The sequence below is a fragment of the Latilactobacillus sp. genome (assembly GCF_033176295.1).
Lineage (GTDB): Bacteria > Bacillota > Bacilli > Lactobacillales > Lactobacillaceae > Latilactobacillus > Latilactobacillus sakei.
In genome coordinates this window covers 13,065-29,724 of the sequence record NZ_JAMQEX010000007.1, presented here as the reverse complement: position 1 = coordinate 29,724, position 16,660 = coordinate 13,065, and the positions used below count along the sequence as shown (strand labels likewise).

The following is a 16,660-nucleotide window of genomic DNA, read 5'->3' as shown; positions in this document are numbered from 1 at the left end:
AGGATAATGGGGACGTTATCTTAAGCCTCTTTATGTTTGCTTTTTTAGAATCTTCGGATAGCAATGCTTTCCTCACTTGTTATTTTTCGGTATAATGCAGACAAAGAGTCAATAGAATGAGGCGAATTATGTTAGAATTGCAAACAACGCAACCAGAAGAAACGATTACGATTGCTAAAAAATTAGGCCGCCAATTGCAAGCAGGCGATGTTTTACTACTCGATGGTGATTTGGGTGCCGGTAAAACAACTTTCACTAAGGGATTAGCGGAAGGTTTGGATATTAAACGGTATATCAAAAGTCCCACGTTTACTTTGATTCGAGAATACCCAGATGGCCGGATTCCACTTTATCATATGGATGTTTATCGGTTAGAAGAAACCGGCGCCAGTGATCTTGGTTTAGAGGAATATTTTGATGGGGATGGCGTTTCAGTCATTGAATGGAGTCAATTTATTGCTGATGAATTACCAAGTGACTACTTGACGATTCATTTCAATAAAAATGATGACGACGATCAAATGCGGACACTTGTTTTTGAACCGCACGGTGCGCGTTACACAGCCTTGGTTGAGGCTATTTTTGACAACTAAATCTTTAGTAATTCGGCCTGTGCAGGTAACGGATGCACGGGCTTATTTATGTTTTTTAAACCAAGTGGTACAGGAAACGCCATTTTTACCGATTGCAGCAGAAAACTTGGCGATGTCTGAGGCGTTTTGCGAACTGACGTTACGAGCCGTGCTTGATAGTTCAACTGATGCTTTATGGGTGACAGTTGATGGGGCTAAGATTGTCGGGGCTGCTCGGCTTGTGAGTGAACCCGAACCAGGCTTGCAACACATTGGCGAAATAAGTGTTGCCGTTTTAAAAGCATACTGGCGACAAAAAATTGGCACACAATTGTTAGACGCACTATTACAAGCAATCAGCGCTAGTGGACAACCGCGCCGAATCGTATTAACAGTTCAAGCACGTAACCAAGGTGCGATTCAGCTTTACCAGCAATTTGGTTTTCAAATTGAGGCCAAACTAGAAGCGGGCTATTATGATCCGGCAGTTGGCATGCTGCCAGTATTGCAAATGGTGCGCTTGATTAATATAGAGTAGGAGATTTAAACGTGATACAACAACGGAGAAAAGGGATTTATTTAGCAATTTTAGGCTCAATTTTTTGGGGTATTCAGGGGCCAGTATCACAATGGCTATTTACAGATACACCAATTGCACCAGAGTGGTTGATGGGCGTCAAAATGGGGTTATCAGGGCTCTTCTTATTAGGTTATGCATTCAGTAAGCAACCGAAAACTGTCACAGCAGTTTGGCGGCAACCGCGAGATGCTGGGCGACTATTGGCTTTTGCTATTTTAGGATTATCGGCTGTCCAGTACGCTTATTTTTTAACAATTCAAGCTAGCAACGCACCGACTACGACGATTTTACAACAATTAGGGACCGTCATGATTATCATTATCAGTCTTGTGATCTATCATAAGACACCTAGCCGAACCGAATTAATCGCTGTTATTGTCGCTTTATTGGGGACTTGGTTATTGGTCACTAAGGGGCAACTCACTCAGTTATCGATTTCAGGCGCAGCGTTAGGCTTGGGCTTGTGTCTTGGTTTCTCAGGTGCATTAAATACGTTAATCCCAGGTGAATTATTTCAGAAGTATGATACGTTGGTGATTGTGGCCTGGGCAATGCTAATTGGAGGCGTGTTATTTAATGTGATTCATCCATTTTGGGTGGATGCACTACCAATGAACATGCCCACAATCATCAGTGTGTTATTTATTGCCATTTTTGGGACAGCTTTGGCTAACCTTTGCTTTTTAGGGAGTTTGAATTACATTACCCCCACAACAGCCGGTTTATTGAATACTTTTGAACCGTTAGCTGCGACAATTGGGACAGTGTTATTTTTAAAAACGAGTTTCAATCATTGGGAAGTCATCGGGGGCTTGTTGGTTATCAGTACAGTTTTCATTCTTAGTTTTGGAAATCGCCGGGGAATCAGCAAAAAATAAGTTAACGTAATAAAGTAAATGTGGTACAATTATTAGTGGATAAAAAGCTATTTAATCATTAGTGCGATCGCTAATGGTTAAATGTATTAATGACACACCTTAATGTTGATTTAGCTTTAATCCACCATTGCTAATAAAGAGGCTATCAGTAACCATTTCAGTTACTGATAGCCTCTTTTGTTGGTAGGATTAAATCGCTTTGAAGGGCACTCTAGCCGATTATTTTCGTGACCTGTTTTAGTGGGTCTGTACCAAACTCTTGTGCTTCTTTAATCAGGATTTTGGCACATGCGATACTGTCAGCTAGTGCATTGTGGTGATTTTCGAGTGGAATTTCTAAGTTGGCACATAACGTATTTAACTTATGGTTTTCAAATTGGGGATAAAGCCGGCGACTAGTTGTTAAGGTGTCGAGGGCCAAATAGTGGGGTTCTGGGATGTCGTAGTGTTGGAGTGTGCTACGAAGGACACCGATATCAAAGGTCGCATTGTGCGCCACAACTAATTTTTGCGGTGTGAAAAAAGGTGCGATGTGTGGCCAAACTTGATCAAACTCAGGGGCTTGGGCCACATCTTCTTCATAAATACCGTGAATCTGGCTATTACGGCTACTAAAATAAGTTTCGGGTTTAATAAGGGTGTAAAATTGATCGACAATTTGGTCGTCACGAACAACGACTAGTGCAATTGAACAAGCACTGTCGCGTTGACCATTGGCGGTTTCAAAATCCATTGCAACGAAATTCACTGTTTCTACCTCGCTTTATTTGAAGTTTGCTTATTCTAAGCGAATAAATCTTGTGTGTCAAGTTCTACAGGACAATGATCTGAACCATAGATTTCCGTATGGATTTTGGCATCCATTAATTTTGGTTGGAGCTCGTCAGAAGTGATGAAATAGTCAATCCGCCAACCGGCGTTGTTATCACGCGCATGGAATCGATAACTCCACCATGAATAAATATCGGTTTGGTCGGGATAGAAATAACGGAAAGTATCAGTGAATCCTGATTGAAGAAGGGTTGTCATTTGGGCCCGTTCTTCATCAGAAAAACCAGCACTCTTGTGGTTGGTACGATCGTTTTTCAAATCAATTGCTTCATGGGCCACGTTTAAATCACCACAGAAAATAACCGGCTTTTGCGTACCTAGTTGTTGCACGTAAGTTCTAAACGCGTTTTCCCAAGTCATGCGGTAATCTAACCGTTTTAATTGATTTTGCGAATTAGGGGTGTAGCAAGTGATCAAGAAAAATTGAGGGTATTCTAATGTAATTACACGGCCCTCATGGTCATGTTCAGGTTGTTGAATACCGTAAGTGGCGTTGAGTGGTTCATGTTTCGTGAAAATAGCCGTACCAGAATAACCTTTTTTCTCGGCATAATTAAAGTATTGATGGTAGCCAGGTAGATCAATTTCAACTTGACCAGCTTGCATTTTTGTTTCTTGTAGACAGAAAAAATCGGCATCTAATTGTTCAAAGGTAGTCATAAAATCCTTTTTTAAAACGGCTCGTAAGCCATTAACATTCCAAGAGATAAATTTCATAGCGCTTCGCCTCGTTTCTATCCTATATTTTAACGGTCTATGAGTAATTACGCAAAAGAAGTGTTGACTGTTCAATTACGGTCTACTTTGTTAAACTAGAATAAGATTATTTGAGAGGAACGACAGCCGTGTTAAGTCAAATCAACGCATTTTTAGAAGCAAATCAAACAATTAATGTTAAAACCAATGAACCTTTAAGTAAATATACCTTCACCAAAACCGGTGGTCCGGCTGATTTATTAGCCTTACCAACGTCAGTTCCTGAAGTGCGCCAATTATTAGTAGCAGCTAAGCAGAATCAATTACCAATTACTGTGATCGGGAATGCTAGTAATTTAATCGTCCGTGATGATGGGATTAGTGGCTTAGTGATTATCTTGACTGCCATGGATCAAATCGATGTGCAGGGCACAACTGTGGTTGCACAAGCCGGAGCTGGGATTATCCAAACCTCTGAGGCTGCCTATAGTGGTAGTTTGACGGGATTAGAATTTGCGGCTGGGATTCCTGGAAGCGTTGGGGGCGCGGTATTCATGAATGCTGGGGCATACGGTGGTGAGATTAGTGATGTCTTAACATCTGCCGAAATTTTAACGCAGGATAATGAAGTTGAAACGTTAACGAACGCCGAATTAAATTTCAGCTACCGGCATAGTTTAATCCAAGAAAATGGGAGTATTGTATTGTCAGCCCGTTTTGAAATGGCTAAAGGTGTTGCACCAACCATCCGCGAGAAAATGGATGAGTTAAACGCATTACGCGCTGCTAAACAACCGTTGGAATATCCTTCATGTGGGAGTGTCTTCAAACGACCAGTGGGCCATTTTGTGGGGCCTTTAATTCAAAAAGCAGGCCTTCAAGGACATCAAATTGGCGGCGCACAAGTTTCAGAAAAACACGCTGGTTTTATTGTTAATCGTGGCGGCGCAACTGCCACTGATTATTTAACGTTAATTGCGTATATTCAAGAAACAATTTGGCACAAATTCGAAGTTCGCCTTGAACCAGAAGTGCGAATTATCGGTAAAAAATCAGAATAGTGAAAATGGGGGCCAGTCATTGTACGACCCCTATTTTTGCATGAAAGTGAGGGATTTAGATGGCTATCATTGAAGCTGTTATTTTGTTAGTGATGCTGTTGATTGTCGCTAATATCATCGGTCACTATGTACCACGACTACCGGTCAGCCTGATTGAAATTGGGTTGGGCTTGCTGGTGGCACTACTTTTTTCAGTTGAGATTCCATTAAAAACAGATTGGTTTATGTTAGTGTTTGTTGCGCCGTTGTTGTTTAACGACGGCCGCCGGTTTCCTAAACGGGAATTATGGGCACTGCGAGGACCGATTATTGGAAACGCGATTTTCTTAGTATTTGTCACCACATTGATTGGGGGCTTAGCGATTCATTTGCTAGTGCCTAAGTTGCCATTGGCGGCGAGTTTTGCGTTAGCCGCTATTTTATCACCAACGGATCCGATGGCGGTCCAGTCGATTTCAGAACAAGCTGACTTGCCGCCACGTGTTTTACATTTGGTTAGTGGCGAAAGTTTAATTAACGATGCCAGTGGCTTGATTAGTTTTAAATACGGGATTGCCGCTGCGGTAACTGGCTACTTCTCGATTCAACAAGCTGCCGGTGATTTCTTATACATCAGTATCGTTGGCGCAATTGCTGGGATGTTGTTGATGTATGCAATTCATTTTATTCGACTGTTTATGTTGCAACAGGGGATTGAAGATGTTGTTTTCCACACCGTCTTGCAGTTGATTACCCCCTTTGTGATTTATCTAGTGGTTGAAGATTTACTCCATGCCTCAGGTGTGATTGCCGTGGTTGTGGCTGGGATTATTAGTCACGCAAGTCGAAATATTTACTTGGATTATTTACCAGAACTAAAATTAGTGACGGAACAAACTTGGTCGATTGGTGTTTATTTATTGAATGGCCTTGTCTTTTTAATCTTAGGGATTGAATTACCAGTTGCGATGAGGGGGACGGTGCATAGTCCACTGATTAATACGGGAGAAGAAATTCTCTTGGTATTAGCGGTTTGGGGAATTCTAATTTTAATTCGAACCTGTTGGACATTAAGTTACTTGTTGTACACCAACAAATCGAATCCGAAGCAATTAAAAGATAACCTTAAAATTTCAGTCCTTTCAGGGCTTTCAGGTGTGCGAGGAGCCATTACGATGGCTGGGGTACTTTCTGTACCGACTGTGCTTGCCGATGGGTCACCATTTCCAGAACGCGGTTTAATGCTATTTATTGCAGCCGGCGTCATTATCGTTAGCTTGGTGATGGCGATTATCTTTATCCCAATATTAACTAAGGTGAGAACGCCGATTGAATTACGAGGGACTGCCCACGAAGATACAAATGATGAGACAGGACTCGTACCAGTTGATGATCAACTGCTGAGTGAATTTGATGCCAAAATCTATATGTATCGTGTGGCAGTTGGGACGGTTGAATCGCTGCGTCATATTGAAAATAATCGGGCGGCACTAGATTTAATTGCTGAATATCAACTGATGATGCGCCGTTTTGAAAATCAACAAAATGAGCAGACAGAAGGCGATGAATTACCACCGTTGATTGCAGAAGAATTAATTTTGCGGCAGGTTGCCTTTGAAGGGGAACGGCAAAAATTAGAAACATTGCGGTCTGATGGTGAAATTACGGCCAAAACTTACCGTCGTGGTAAACGGAAATTACGGCAAAAACAAATTGCTTTGTCGGTGATTGGCAGTAATTTCAGTTGGCGTCATGTCCAATTGATGTTTTATAGAGGTTTGACGATGTTGAAGCGATTGATAGCGAGATTAAAGACATCGCAGAAATCGACAGCGGCGCTCACTGAATGGCGAACGACCGAAAAGGAAATGGCTAAAGCGGGCATCAAACAACTGTCGTATTTCTTGAAACAACCTGAGAACCGGCAGCATCATTATAACCGGCAAGTTATTTATCAAATTATTATTCGTTACCGGAATCAAATTGAAAATATGAAAAATATCGGCCATACGAAGACGGATATTTACGAACAACAACTACAAAAATTACGAATCAAGGCGCTAACGAGTGAACGACTTGCGATTCAAGAATTATTGGAACAGCATAAGATTTCATGGGGATTGGCGGATGAGTTACGCAAAGATATTAACTACGCTGAAAACGCGTTGATCTTGGCGGACACGGATACGGAATAAAAAGACGTTCAGGCAAAATTAATTTTGCCCGAACGTCTTTTTATTCTGTTTAAATATGATTTGTCTAAACGTGTTCTATAAGTCATATTCCTGTGGTTAACGCCGAACGACGAATAATTGCTAACGCAATTATCCGCCGCTCTCTGTTAATCCTCAGAATATACCCGACTTATACCACACTCTTCTTTTTTAAAATAATCGTCTTCTTCTAAAATAGCGCGTTATAATCGCAATTAAGATTGCCATTAGTCCTGATACCACTGAGATTAGAAGCCCTAGTTTGAAATAAGGTGGCCGGTAAGTCAGTTCAATTTGGTGATGACCCGCTTTTAATGGAACTGCGATGAAGTTCTTGAGCCCTTTGACTGCTTTTACGGGGTGGTTATCGACCGTTACTTGCCAGCCAGGGGTATAAGGAATCGTCGTCATTAAGACCTGATCCTTGTGCTTGATCGTGATATCACCGCTGATATGGGTATTTGAAAAGTGTTTGATGTGTAACGGTGATTGTTTTAATTGCGTTGTAATCTTGCTTAATGTTTCCAAGTTAAGACTGTAGAGATTGATGTTTTGAAGCCAAATTTCATCCTTTGAAAAGGCGATGTCTAACGTCTGTGGTTTCCCGAGTGCCTTGTTAGTCAAGTTAAGTGCAACCGTATCTCTAAAGGTATCGTATTGCGTAATCGGTTGACCGTTTAACGTCAAGCGCACAGCATTCTTCTCGAGACTTGAGCCCAGTGTTAAATAGTAAGGGTCATTCGTCGTCGGCGTGAAGGTGTAGGTCACGTGCGCATCTTTTTTAGAATTAATGCGGAGGAAGGTTTCGTTTAACTTCGGTTTTTGTTTAGTATTTTGATAAGAAACGGTCTTGAAATATTGAAGGGTAAATAATTGATTGCCAAGTGTTGGATTATCCGTTAGCTTGGTTGCAATGTTCCCCTGTTCAAGAATCGGATAGTCCGCCGTGACTTTATGCTTAAGCACTTTATCAGAAGCCGCAAAACCGAGTGGTAACGCATTATCATTTTGATAAATAGCAATCTGACCGTTTTGCTTGATTTGGCGATAGTCACTTAAATCGGGTTTGTTGGTACTGCGCGGCACGGTTGCTTGGACGCTGGTGCTGTTTAAATAATACCGATAACTTAATAATGCATCAGTGAACATCGTTTGGTTGGTATCGGCAACGGAACCATCACCAGCAGGTTCACCGATACTACCCATGAATTTAGGATAGCTCGGTTCCAACATCGAATTAAAGTGAGAACCGCCGAAATAATTGGCTTGCATCGGATCATTTTTAGTCCGCATGAACGTTTTACCAATCCGTTGGAATGGGACCTTGTTAGGGACGGCGGCGATAGCTGATTGGAGTTGTTCAGTATAATCAGCGTAATCCTTTTGTGAAACGTAGCTAATTTGATTTAAGCTGAGAACTGCATTGGCGGTCATTTCGCCGCCGGTAACCAGTAATAAAAAGACGGTAGTATAGCGTTTGAAGCGTGCTGGCAACATTAAAATTAAGCTGACCGCGATTAAAAAACCAACGCTAAGGAGTACTTGTCGTTCAGATAACGCCGAAAATGTTTTGACGTGTTTGAAAGTATAAGCAAGTGATGCCGCTAGTAGTAAAAGTGGTGCTAGCAAACTGTACCACTTAAACTGTGGCTGATAATGCAATCGCTGAACAGCTAAGACAATTAGCCAGAAACTAATCACGTAAGAGAAGCGATAAGGGTACCAAACTGGGAATTGCATGCCGTGCCAGAGTAAATCGAGTGGTTCAAAGCACAGTGATAAGCCGAGAAAAGCAGTCACTAGTAATGCGGCCAGTCGTTCTTTAATCGGAATGCTACGGGTTAGGAAATAGGCGATAAAACCAATTAAAACGAGACTGCCAACGAAAATGTTGGGTTCGCCTTTTGGCATCTGATCGAAATTGAAATTCCCAACCACTAATTTAGAGAGGATTTTGAGGGGATTATATTCAATTTTCCAATGAATCTTTTGAATCGTATATTGGCCCTTACTTTGTGTTAATTGGAAGAAAGTCGGTAATAACAGCCAAGCCGCTAACAAGCCAGCTAGGATTGAACCACCGGCAAATTTGAGATAGGCGAGGCAAGTTTGGCGCCAAGTTTTAAAATGATGGACACTTGCCCAGAAAAAATAAGCAATCACAAATAAACAAACCATGTAGCCCATATAATAGTTAATAATCAATAAGGCCGCTAAGCTAAGTGGGTATAACCAAAAACGATGGCGCTCAAAGAGTTGTTCGATGCCTAAAACGACTAGTGGCAACCAAATCATGGCGTCTAACCACATCACGTTAAATTGGTTGGCAATTGCAAAGCCAGATAATGCATAGGCTAGACTGAGTGTTGGCAGCCACCAACCACTTAGTAGACGACTTTTCTTGAGATAATAGGCAAAACTCAGCCCACTAAAACCGTATTTGAGCAATACCATGAGCCAAACGCCAAAGCTCAACCATTTACCGGGCGTCAATAAGACGAGTAGGTTAAACGGGCTCATTAAATAGTAGGCCCAAACGCCGAGCATATCACCGCCAAGTCCCTTGGCAAATGAATAAAAGAAGGTATCGGGATGCTGAAGTAAGGCCGTTCTAAAATAGGCAAAAAAATCGATGTATTGTTGCCCTAAATCAACCGTCATAATTGTTTGTCCGCCAAACGGAAAGACGTGGCGACTTAAGCCATAAATAAAAATAATGGCAAAAGGAAGTAAGAAGCTAAGGCCTAATGCGTAGTGGCGTCGTAAAAAAGTGTATAATCGAGTCACGAGAAACCTCCAATTAATAAAAAAATCTAAAAATTAGTTTGATGAACAGCTTTTAATGATGAAAAGCTGTAAAATATAACAGTAATGTTAATCCTCTTTAGGATACCATAATCTCACTTGAATTTAGAGATTGGGCATAGCTTGTTATGGATAATTTTGCTAAACTTAACCAATGAAGCATATGCTATGTACAACAATCTTATTTTATTAAGATTTAAATAAAGAATCGCAAGGCTTTTTCAAAAAGCCTAATAATAAGGAGTAACTGATTGTCCGTGAAAATTATGAAGAAAAAAACCAAGAGAAACCGGGAGAGATCCCATATTCCATTCAGACTTAACTTCCTATTTTTTATCGTTTTTGCATTATTTGCAGCCTTGATTATTCAATTGGGGCGCTTGCAAGTTTTAAATGGTGCGAGTTATCAGGCGATGGTCAATAGTACCGATAAAAAAATCGTGACAGGCAATGTCCCTCGGGGGATGGTTTTAGATGCCAAGGGGCGTGTGTTGGTCGGCAATAGTGCTAAATCAGCAATTACGTATACGAAGAATATGAACGTCTTGGCGGATAAAATGTATGCGGAGGCTAATCAGTTAACGAAATATCTAACCATCGATAAGTTGGATACGTTGACGGAACGTGATCAGATTGATTATTACCTCAGCAATCCGAAGAATCTTAAAAAATGGAATGCTCGCCTACCAAAATCTAAAAAAGTAGCGGCTGATGGTTCTAAAATTCCGGATAAGACGGTTTATCAATCAACAATTGATCTTGTTGAAAAGTCATTTACTGGCTTATCAGATAAACAAAAACAAGCCGCAGCGATTTTTAAAATCATGAGTGGTGCTTATCAACTCTCAACAGTTTACATCAAGAATGACAATGTAACGGATAAAGAAATTGCTGAAATTAGTGAACATTTAACCAGTTTACCTGGGATCAATGTCGGGACCGATTGGGAACGCTCATATCCTAACGGTGATTCAATGCGCAGTATTATCGGGCATGTTTCAACAGAAGAACAAGGATTACCAGAAGACGGTATCAATTCGTTATTAGCCCAAGGCTATTCACGAAACGACCGGGTTGGGACCAGTTATTTAGAAAAGCAATACGAAAGTATTTTGCATGGCTCTAAATCACAAACCCAAGTGGAAGTTGGTAATAACAACCAAATTCTCTCAAGCAAAGTGCTCTTCAAGGGCCAAAAAGGAAGTAATTTAAACTTAACCATCGATCAAGCCTACCAAACAAAAGTGGAAGCAGCCTTGAAGAAAATCTATGCCAAAGCAGTCGCTGCTGGCGCAACGACTTACTCTGACGGTGCTTACGCGGTTGCGATGAATCCAAAAACCGGTGCGATTTTAGCGATGGCTGGTGAACAAAACGACCGTACTACTAAGCAAGCCAGCGATGACGCGCTAGGGGTTATCAATCGCACCTTCGTCATGGGTTCTGCTGTCAAAGGGGCCACAGTGATGGGTGGGATGATGGACGGTGTTATTTCACCAAGTAATAATACCTTGCCGGATACGCCAATTTATTTACCAAGTACCCCAGTTAAGAAATCTGTTTACCCAGTGGGGACTTTCGGGTCATTATCAGCACAATCGGCTTTGGAAGTTTCTTCCAATATTTACATGATGCAATTAGCATTGCGCGAAGGGAAAGCTGAGTACATTCCCAATAAGAGCATCAAGATTTCACCGGATATCTTTACAAAAATGCGGGGTTACTTCAATCAATTTGGTTTAGGTCAAAAAACAGGTATCGATTTACCAGGTGAAGCAAAAGGGATTGAAGGACCAACTTTAACGGATGATGGGAGTACAGCCGTGGGTTCCGCACTGGATTTATCCTACGGGAACTACGATGCCTATACCTTGATTCAATTGGCACAATATATTTCAGCAATTGCCAACGGTGGTAACCGGATGAAACCTTATTTGGTGGATTCCATTCAACAAACAGGGACGGATGGAAATCTAGGTAAACTCGAATCTAAGACTAGTCCAACGGTCTTGAACACGATTAACGCACCAAAATCGTACTTTAATGTTGTTAAAGAAGGGATGTACAACGTTGTCAACGGGACTAATGCTTGGGGGACAGCGCACACCTTGAAAGATATCAAACCAACCTTTGGCGCTAAAACAGGGACGGCGCAATCATTTGCACGTGAAGATCCTAATGATTCAAACAGCAAGCAAGTGGAAACCGTCACATCAAGTCTTGTTGGGTTCGCCCCATATAATGATCCACAAGTCGCCATCGCGATTGTTTTCCCTAACTTGACATCCGATGAAGGGCACTACAATACCTTGTTGGCGCGTGAAATGATTACCGATTACTACAAATTAAATAATATTTCAAAATGAAATATTGCGAATTAACCTTTTCAGATACTAGAAAAAATGGTATGATACTAAGAGTCTAAGAATTAAACAGTTTTTTAGAAATTTACTTACAGCTTGGAGGCTATATCAATGCGTGTTCACATTACAATGGAATGTACAGAATGTCACGAACGTAGTTACTTATCAAACAAAAATAAACGTAACAATCCAGATCGCTTGGAATTAAAGAAATATTGCCCACGCGAACGCAAAGTAACTTTACACCGCGAAACTAAATAGTGACGCATAAAAAAAGCCGGGGCGCTTGCCCGGGCTTTTTTTGTTAGGAGGGGTCTTCGTGCAAACTAAGCAACAAGTCCGACAACAGGGTTTGGCAGCGTTACAGCGTTTAGCCCAACAACCCGCTAACAAGCAACAACAAGAAGCAATCTTGTTACAAAAATTAATTGACAGTGCGGCTTTTCAATCCGCAACCGTGATTGGAATGACGCTTAATCAACCGATTGAAGTCGCAACGCAACCGATTATTGAGGCTGCACAAGCGGCTGGTAAACGGATTGTAGTGCCCAGAACCTTGCCTAAGCGTCAGATGGCCTTTTATGAGTTGACACCAACAACGGTCCTTGAGAGAAGTCATTTTGACGTCTTAGAGCCGCAGATAACTGGTGAGCCAATTGTGCCGGACTTAATGATTGTGCCAGGGGTTGTCTTTAGTCTAGACGGTTGGCGTGTTGGTTTTGGTGGTGGGTATTATGATCGCTATCTGGCAGCGCATCAGATGAACAATGTTGCACTCGCTTTAAAGCCACAACAAGTGAAGGTGCCTGATTGGTCAGTTGATCAATTTGATGTTAAACTAAAGCACATTATTACGGCTTAAGAAGGAGAAGAGATGAAAGTAAATCATACTACCAAAGATTGGCGAGAAATACCATTTGTCGCTTATGCTTTGATTATCATGAACGTCCTTTATTTTGGGTTAATGTTTGTTGCACCAATGATTTGGGCGCAGGGAATTACGTCGGTGCAAGGCTTGCTGGCAGGTGGGGTTGTCCCATTTTTAATGGCTTCAATTAACCATATTAGTTTTTTAAGTCTCTTAATGGATTGTGTTATTTTATATTTTGTCGGGAGCCAATTAGAATCATTAATTGGTCATTGGCGCTTATTAGCAATCTATATACTCAGTAGTTTAGCAAGTTTAATCACACAAGGCCTTTTCTTAGGAACAGGTTCGCAAACGATTACAGCGGGCTTAGCCGTTCTTGGGATTTTTGGTGGTTTTTTAATGCTTGGTGATGCGTTCAAAGATAATCCAGTTTTTGGTCAGATTGCGCGCCAGTATTGGTTATTCCTATTTTTAACAGCCGGATTACAATTTGTCGTTAATCGCAATGCGATGTACGGGATGGTTGGCGGTATTTTAGGTGGCTTTTTAAGTAGTATGGCACTTGGCGCACCACGTATCGGGAAAATTAACCCGCTAAACCGTGTGGTTAGTGGGTTAATTTACGTCATTACCCTCATTTTATTTGTCTACTTGGGTATGAATCGTTAATAAATTTAGGTATAATATGATAGGTGAAGTTGATGAGAACACTTTATGATGTACAACAACTTTTAAAACAATTTGGTGTTTATGTCCATGTTGGTAAGCGACTTTGGGATATTGAGCTAACGAGTATCGAGTTACGTCATGTCTACGATGCTGGTTTAATCGATGGTAAAGTGTATCGCGACGCTAAGATGGTGCTAGTACATGAACATCGGTTGGAAGAAAAACAAACATTCAATCATGAATTATTGGAGGAAAAGTTTAAATGACAGACAAGAAGTTAATCGGCGTTGACTTAGGTGGTACAACGGCTAAATTTGCAATTATGACAGTGGATGGCGACATTCAACAACGTTGGAGTATCGATACAGATATTTTAGATGAAGGTAGCCACATTGTGCCCGATATCGTTGAATCGATTAATCATCATTTAGATTTATACAACATGACACCAGAAGATTTCATCGGAATCGGTATGGGAACACCTGGTAGTGTTAACAGTGAAGAAGGTACTGTTATTGGTGCCTTCAACTTAAACTGGAAAGTAACGCAATACTTACGTCGCGATATTGAAGCTGGCACACATATGAAACTAGCAGTTGATAATGATGCCAATGTAGCCGCTTTAGGCGAACGTTGGAAGGGTGCTGGTGAAAACCAACCTGACGTTGCTTTCGTGACACTTGGTACTGGTGTCGGTGGCGGGATCGTTGCTGATGGTCATTTACTACACGGTGTTGCTGGTTCTGCCGGTGAATTAGGTCACGTGACTGTTGAACCACGCGGTTACGAATGTACTTGTGGTAAAAAAGGTTGTTTAGAAACTTATGCTTCAGCAACAGGTGTTGTGCGTGTTGCGCGTGACATGGCTGAAGAATATGCTGGTAATTCAAAATTGAAGACAATGTTAGATGATGGCGAACAAATCAGTTCAAAACTTGTTTTCGACTTGGCTAAGGAATCAGATCCTTTGGCTGTCAAAGTGGTTGACCGCGTGTCATACTACCTTGGTTTAGCTTTAGCTAACGTTGGTAACATGTTGAACCCAGCCTACATCGTTATCGGTGGTGGTGTTTCAGCTGCTGGTGAATTCTTACGTAAACAAGTTGAAGCTTACTTTGAAGAATTTACATTCCCAAATGTTAAGCAAACAACGAAGGTTCGTTTAGCTAACTTAGGTAACGTTGCCGGTGTTATCGGTGCTGCTTCATTAGCTTTACAATTTGACCAACAATAATCTGTTAAAAAGGAAGTTTTGTAGATGTTTGTAATCGGGACAATTAATCCAATGTTTGTTGTTAATATTATCTTGATCGCTATTTTGTTATGGATAATTGGCGTGTGGGTTTACTATAAAATCCAACGTAAGCGTCTAGGCGGCGAACTGACTGAAAAGGCATTTGAAGAAAACATGCGTAAAGCCCAAATCGTTGATTTGCGTGAACGCAAGGATTTCGATGCTGGCCATATCTTAGGTGCTCGGAGCATTCCTTACCCAATGTTGAAACAAAACATGGGTGAATTACGAATGGATTTGCCGGTCTACCTCTATGATACAGGCATTACATTAAGCGTTCGTGCAGCATTAAAACTTCGCAAAGCAGGTTTTACGAACGTTAAATGGCTCCAAAAAGGTTTTAACAACTGGACAGGAAAAACAAAACGTAAAAAGTAGATTAAAAAAAGACCCAAAAGTCGCCAGTGAAAAACAGCAGACTTTTGGGTTTTTATATGAAAAAGAGTGCTTTTCAAAGCGATTTGACTCTGAGCATTTGCCTAGTATCGTGAATAAACGACGCTAGTCGATTGTTTGCGGTACGTAGCAAAGCACAGGAGGCAGCTTTGAAAAGCACGTTTCAGCACAAAAAAAGACGCCATCTACAAAAGTAGGGCAGCGTCTTGTGATCATCTTTAATCGCTTAGCCTTGGTGAGCTGAATGGCTCTTACGGTTAGCGCGACGACGATTTTCTTCGATTTTATTTTCTTCTTCTTCGATAGGATCTAACACGGTTTTCTTAAATGCAAAGAGTGAACCGGCAATCGCACCAACAGTAGAAACAGTCCCGATTACGAAACCTTTAAAAAATTTATGTTTCATCGTAAAACCTCCTCAATCATTCATTCAAACTATATGTTCATTATCGCGTATTTAGGCGCGAATAGCTAGTAAAATACGTTAATTAGTGTGGTGAAATAATGAAAAAAGAAAAGATAATTGTCATTGTAGGGCCTACGGGTGTTGGTAAGACGGCACTTAGCCTACAAGTGGCACAACAGTTGAAGGGCGAAATTATTTCTGGAGACGCGATGCAAGTTTACCGTCATCTTGATATCGGTACGGCCAAAGTAACGCCGGCAGAACAAGCCATTGCGCCGCATCATTTAATCGATGTCGCTGATATTGATGAACGTTTCACGGCTTTTGACTTTCAACAACAAGGCCAACAGTTGATTACAAAAATTACTGACCGTCAACATCTACCGTTGATTGTTGGTGGGACAGGTCTTTATTTGCAAGCTTTGTTGTATGATATGACGCTGGGAAGTGCAACGGATGCTGAACAGGATTTCAGTATTCGCAATAAATGGCAAGCATACTTAGAACAGCATTCAGAAACTGATTTATGGCAGGCGCTGGCTAAGATTGATCCAGATGCTGCGGCAAAAATTCCAGCGGCCAATACGCGTCGCGTTATTCGGGCGTTAGAAGTTTATGAAACAACGGGTGTTTTATTCTCGCAACAAAAGCCTAAGGAGTTGCGCTATGATACCTTTATTATTGGCTTGAATTGCGAGCGTCCTGTCTTGTACGAGCGGATTAACCAGCGTGTTGACCAAATGGTGGACGCCGGATTAATTGAAGAAGCAAGATGGGCTTATGAACGCCGTGCAACAAGTCCGCAAGCAGTTCGCGGCATTGGTTATAAGGAATTCTTCCCGTACTTTGATGGTGAGTGTTCACTAGAAGCAGCAATCGAGCAAGTGAAGCAAAACTCGCGCCATTATGCAAAACGGCAATTAACGTGGTTTAGAAACCAAATTCCTGTTAACTGGTATAATCTAGTCGAGCATCAAGAAGCAGACTTAGCACGCATCCAAGCAGATATCCAAACCTGGTTACAGAAATAGTGGAAACGGAGTGAA

The 16,660-nt window shown here is 41.3% G+C and carries 17 protein-coding genes; 13 read left to right on the top strand and 4 right to left on the bottom strand.

The features are described from left to right. The first annotated feature begins 128 nt into the window (after positions 1–128). From tsaE to NDN60_RS04870, 3 genes are read left to right on the top strand one after another with little or no spacing between them, the layout of a single operon-like run. Positions 129–593: a tRNA (adenosine(37)-N6)-threonylcarbamoyltransferase complex ATPase subunit type 1 TsaE gene (gene tsaE, locus NDN60_RS04880; RefSeq protein WP_056947190.1), complete on the top strand. Its 465-nt coding sequence runs from the start codon at positions 129–131 to the stop codon at positions 591–593. Next, on the top strand, positions 583–1,110 hold the full coding sequence (locus tag NDN60_RS04875; protein WP_056947187.1) for a GNAT family N-acetyltransferase: 528 nt from the start codon (positions 583–585) through the stop codon (positions 1,108–1,110). Before tsaE ends, NDN60_RS04875 begins: the two co-directional genes overlap by 11 nt. An 11-nt stretch (positions 1,111–1,121) precedes the next feature. Beyond that, on the top strand, positions 1,122–2,030 hold the full coding sequence (locus NDN60_RS04870) for a DMT family transporter (RefSeq protein ID WP_056947184.1): 909 nt from the start codon (positions 1,122–1,124) through the stop codon (positions 2,028–2,030). 211 nt (positions 2,031–2,241) lie between these two features. On the opposite strand, the gene NDN60_RS04865 is transcribed toward NDN60_RS04870, so the two are convergent. Then, complete coding sequence (locus tag NDN60_RS04865) at positions 2,242–2,778, bottom strand: 3'-5' exonuclease (RefSeq protein ID WP_099947411.1); 537 nt, start codon at positions 2,776–2,778, stop codon at positions 2,242–2,244. A gap of 35 nt (positions 2,779–2,813) precedes the next feature. Beyond that, complete coding sequence (locus tag NDN60_RS04860; RefSeq protein WP_056947178.1) at positions 2,814–3,578, bottom strand: exodeoxyribonuclease III; 765 nt, start codon at positions 3,576–3,578, stop codon at positions 2,814–2,816. Positions 3,579–3,706: 128 nt separating this feature from the next. Here NDN60_RS04860 and murB point away from each other — a divergent pair, with 128 nt between their 5' ends. Both murB and NDN60_RS04850 read left to right on the top strand, forming a co-directional pair. Then, on the top strand, positions 3,707–4,618 hold the full coding sequence (murB, locus tag NDN60_RS04855; protein WP_056947176.1) for a UDP-N-acetylmuramate dehydrogenase: 912 nt from the start codon (positions 3,707–3,709) through the stop codon (positions 4,616–4,618). A gap of 59 nt (positions 4,619–4,677) precedes the next feature. Next, on the top strand, positions 4,678–6,792 hold the full coding sequence (locus tag NDN60_RS04850; RefSeq protein ID WP_025016007.1) for a cation:proton antiporter: 2,115 nt from the start codon (positions 4,678–4,680) through the stop codon (positions 6,790–6,792). 189 nt (positions 6,793–6,981) lie between these two features. On the opposite strand, the gene NDN60_RS04845 is transcribed toward NDN60_RS04850, so the two are convergent. Continuing rightward, a complete protein-coding gene (locus tag NDN60_RS04845; protein ID WP_099947703.1) occupies positions 6,982–9,597 on the bottom strand; it encodes a YfhO family protein in 2,616 nt (871 codons plus the stop codon). A gap of 284 nt (positions 9,598–9,881) precedes the next feature. Here NDN60_RS04845 and NDN60_RS04840 point away from each other — a divergent pair, with 284 nt between their 5' ends. The 7 genes from NDN60_RS04840 to NDN60_RS04810 all read left to right on the top strand — a co-directional run bounded on the left by NDN60_RS04840 (position 9,882) and on the right by NDN60_RS04810 (position 15,190). Beyond that, positions 9,882–11,981, top strand: a complete 2,100-nt coding sequence (locus NDN60_RS04840) for a peptidoglycan D,D-transpeptidase FtsI family protein (protein ID WP_025016006.1) — start codon at positions 9,882–9,884, stop codon at positions 11,979–11,981. Positions 11,982–12,089: 108 nt separating this feature from the next. Continuing rightward, a complete protein-coding gene (gene rpmG, locus NDN60_RS04835) occupies positions 12,090–12,239 on the top strand; it encodes a 50S ribosomal protein L33 (RefSeq protein ID WP_011375028.1) in 150 nt (49 codons plus the stop codon). A gap of 58 nt (positions 12,240–12,297) precedes the next feature. Next, positions 12,298–12,840, top strand: a complete 543-nt coding sequence (locus NDN60_RS04830; protein WP_025016005.1) for a 5-formyltetrahydrofolate cyclo-ligase — start codon at positions 12,298–12,300, stop codon at positions 12,838–12,840. 12 nt (positions 12,841–12,852) lie between these two features. Continuing rightward, on the top strand, positions 12,853–13,518 hold the full coding sequence (locus tag NDN60_RS04825; protein WP_016265396.1) for a rhomboid family intramembrane serine protease: 666 nt from the start codon (positions 12,853–12,855) through the stop codon (positions 13,516–13,518). 32 nt (positions 13,519–13,550) lie between these two features. Next, positions 13,551–13,784, top strand: coding sequence for a YqgQ family protein (locus NDN60_RS04820; RefSeq protein ID WP_011375025.1), 234 nt, complete (start codon positions 13,551–13,553; stop codon positions 13,782–13,784). Beyond that, on the top strand, positions 13,781–14,752 hold the full coding sequence (locus tag NDN60_RS04815; RefSeq protein WP_016265395.1) for an ROK family glucokinase: 972 nt from the start codon (positions 13,781–13,783) through the stop codon (positions 14,750–14,752). Before NDN60_RS04820 ends, NDN60_RS04815 begins: the two co-directional genes overlap by 4 nt. A gap of 24 nt (positions 14,753–14,776) precedes the next feature. Next, complete coding sequence (locus NDN60_RS04810) at positions 14,777–15,190, top strand: rhodanese-like domain-containing protein (protein WP_011375023.1); 414 nt, start codon at positions 14,777–14,779, stop codon at positions 15,188–15,190. Between the two features lie 244 nt (positions 15,191–15,434). Here the strand turns inward: NDN60_RS04810 and NDN60_RS04805 are convergent, their stop codons facing one another. Then, positions 15,435–15,614: a DUF3042 family protein gene (locus tag NDN60_RS04805; protein ID WP_016265394.1), complete on the bottom strand. Its 180-nt coding sequence runs from the start codon at positions 15,612–15,614 to the stop codon at positions 15,435–15,437. Between the two features lie 98 nt (positions 15,615–15,712). Between NDN60_RS04805 and miaA the strand changes: the two genes are divergently transcribed. Further along, on the top strand, positions 15,713–16,645 hold the full coding sequence (gene miaA / locus NDN60_RS04800) for a tRNA (adenosine(37)-N6)-dimethylallyltransferase MiaA (protein ID WP_016265393.1): 933 nt from the start codon (positions 15,713–15,715) through the stop codon (positions 16,643–16,645). The last annotated feature ends 15 nt before the right edge of the window (positions 16,646–16,660 follow it).

Excerpts from the sequence above, each read along its gene's own strand:
- NDN60_RS04825 (WP_016265396.1), top strand. The coding sequence starts at position 12,853 with ATGAAAGTAAATCATACTACCAAAGATTGGCGAGAAATACCATTTGTC.
- tsaE (WP_056947190.1), top strand. The coding sequence starts at position 129 with ATGTTAGAATTGCAAACAACGCAACCAGAAGAAACGATTACGATTGCT.
- NDN60_RS04805 (WP_016265394.1), bottom strand. The coding sequence starts at position 15,614 with ATGAAACATAAATTTTTTAAAGGTTTCGTAATCGGGACTGTTTCTACT.
- NDN60_RS04820 (WP_011375025.1), top strand. The coding sequence starts at position 13,551 with ATGAGAACACTTTATGATGTACAACAACTTTTAAAACAATTTGGTGTT.
- rpmG (WP_011375028.1), top strand. The coding sequence starts at position 12,090 with ATGCGTGTTCACATTACAATGGAATGTACAGAATGTCACGAACGTAGT.
- NDN60_RS04840 (WP_025016006.1), top strand. The coding sequence starts at position 9,882 with ATGAAGAAAAAAACCAAGAGAAACCGGGAGAGATCCCATATTCCATTC.
- NDN60_RS04860 (WP_056947178.1), bottom strand. The coding sequence starts at position 3,578 with ATGAAATTTATCTCTTGGAATGTTAATGGCTTACGAGCCGTTTTAAAA.
- NDN60_RS04810 (WP_011375023.1), top strand. The coding sequence starts at position 14,777 with ATGTTTGTAATCGGGACAATTAATCCAATGTTTGTTGTTAATATTATC.
- miaA (WP_016265393.1), top strand. The coding sequence starts at position 15,713 with ATGAAAAAAGAAAAGATAATTGTCATTGTAGGGCCTACGGGTGTTGGT.
- NDN60_RS04850 (WP_025016007.1), top strand. The coding sequence starts at position 4,678 with ATGGCTATCATTGAAGCTGTTATTTTGTTAGTGATGCTGTTGATTGTC.
- NDN60_RS04815 (WP_016265395.1), top strand. The coding sequence starts at position 13,781 with ATGACAGACAAGAAGTTAATCGGCGTTGACTTAGGTGGTACAACGGCT.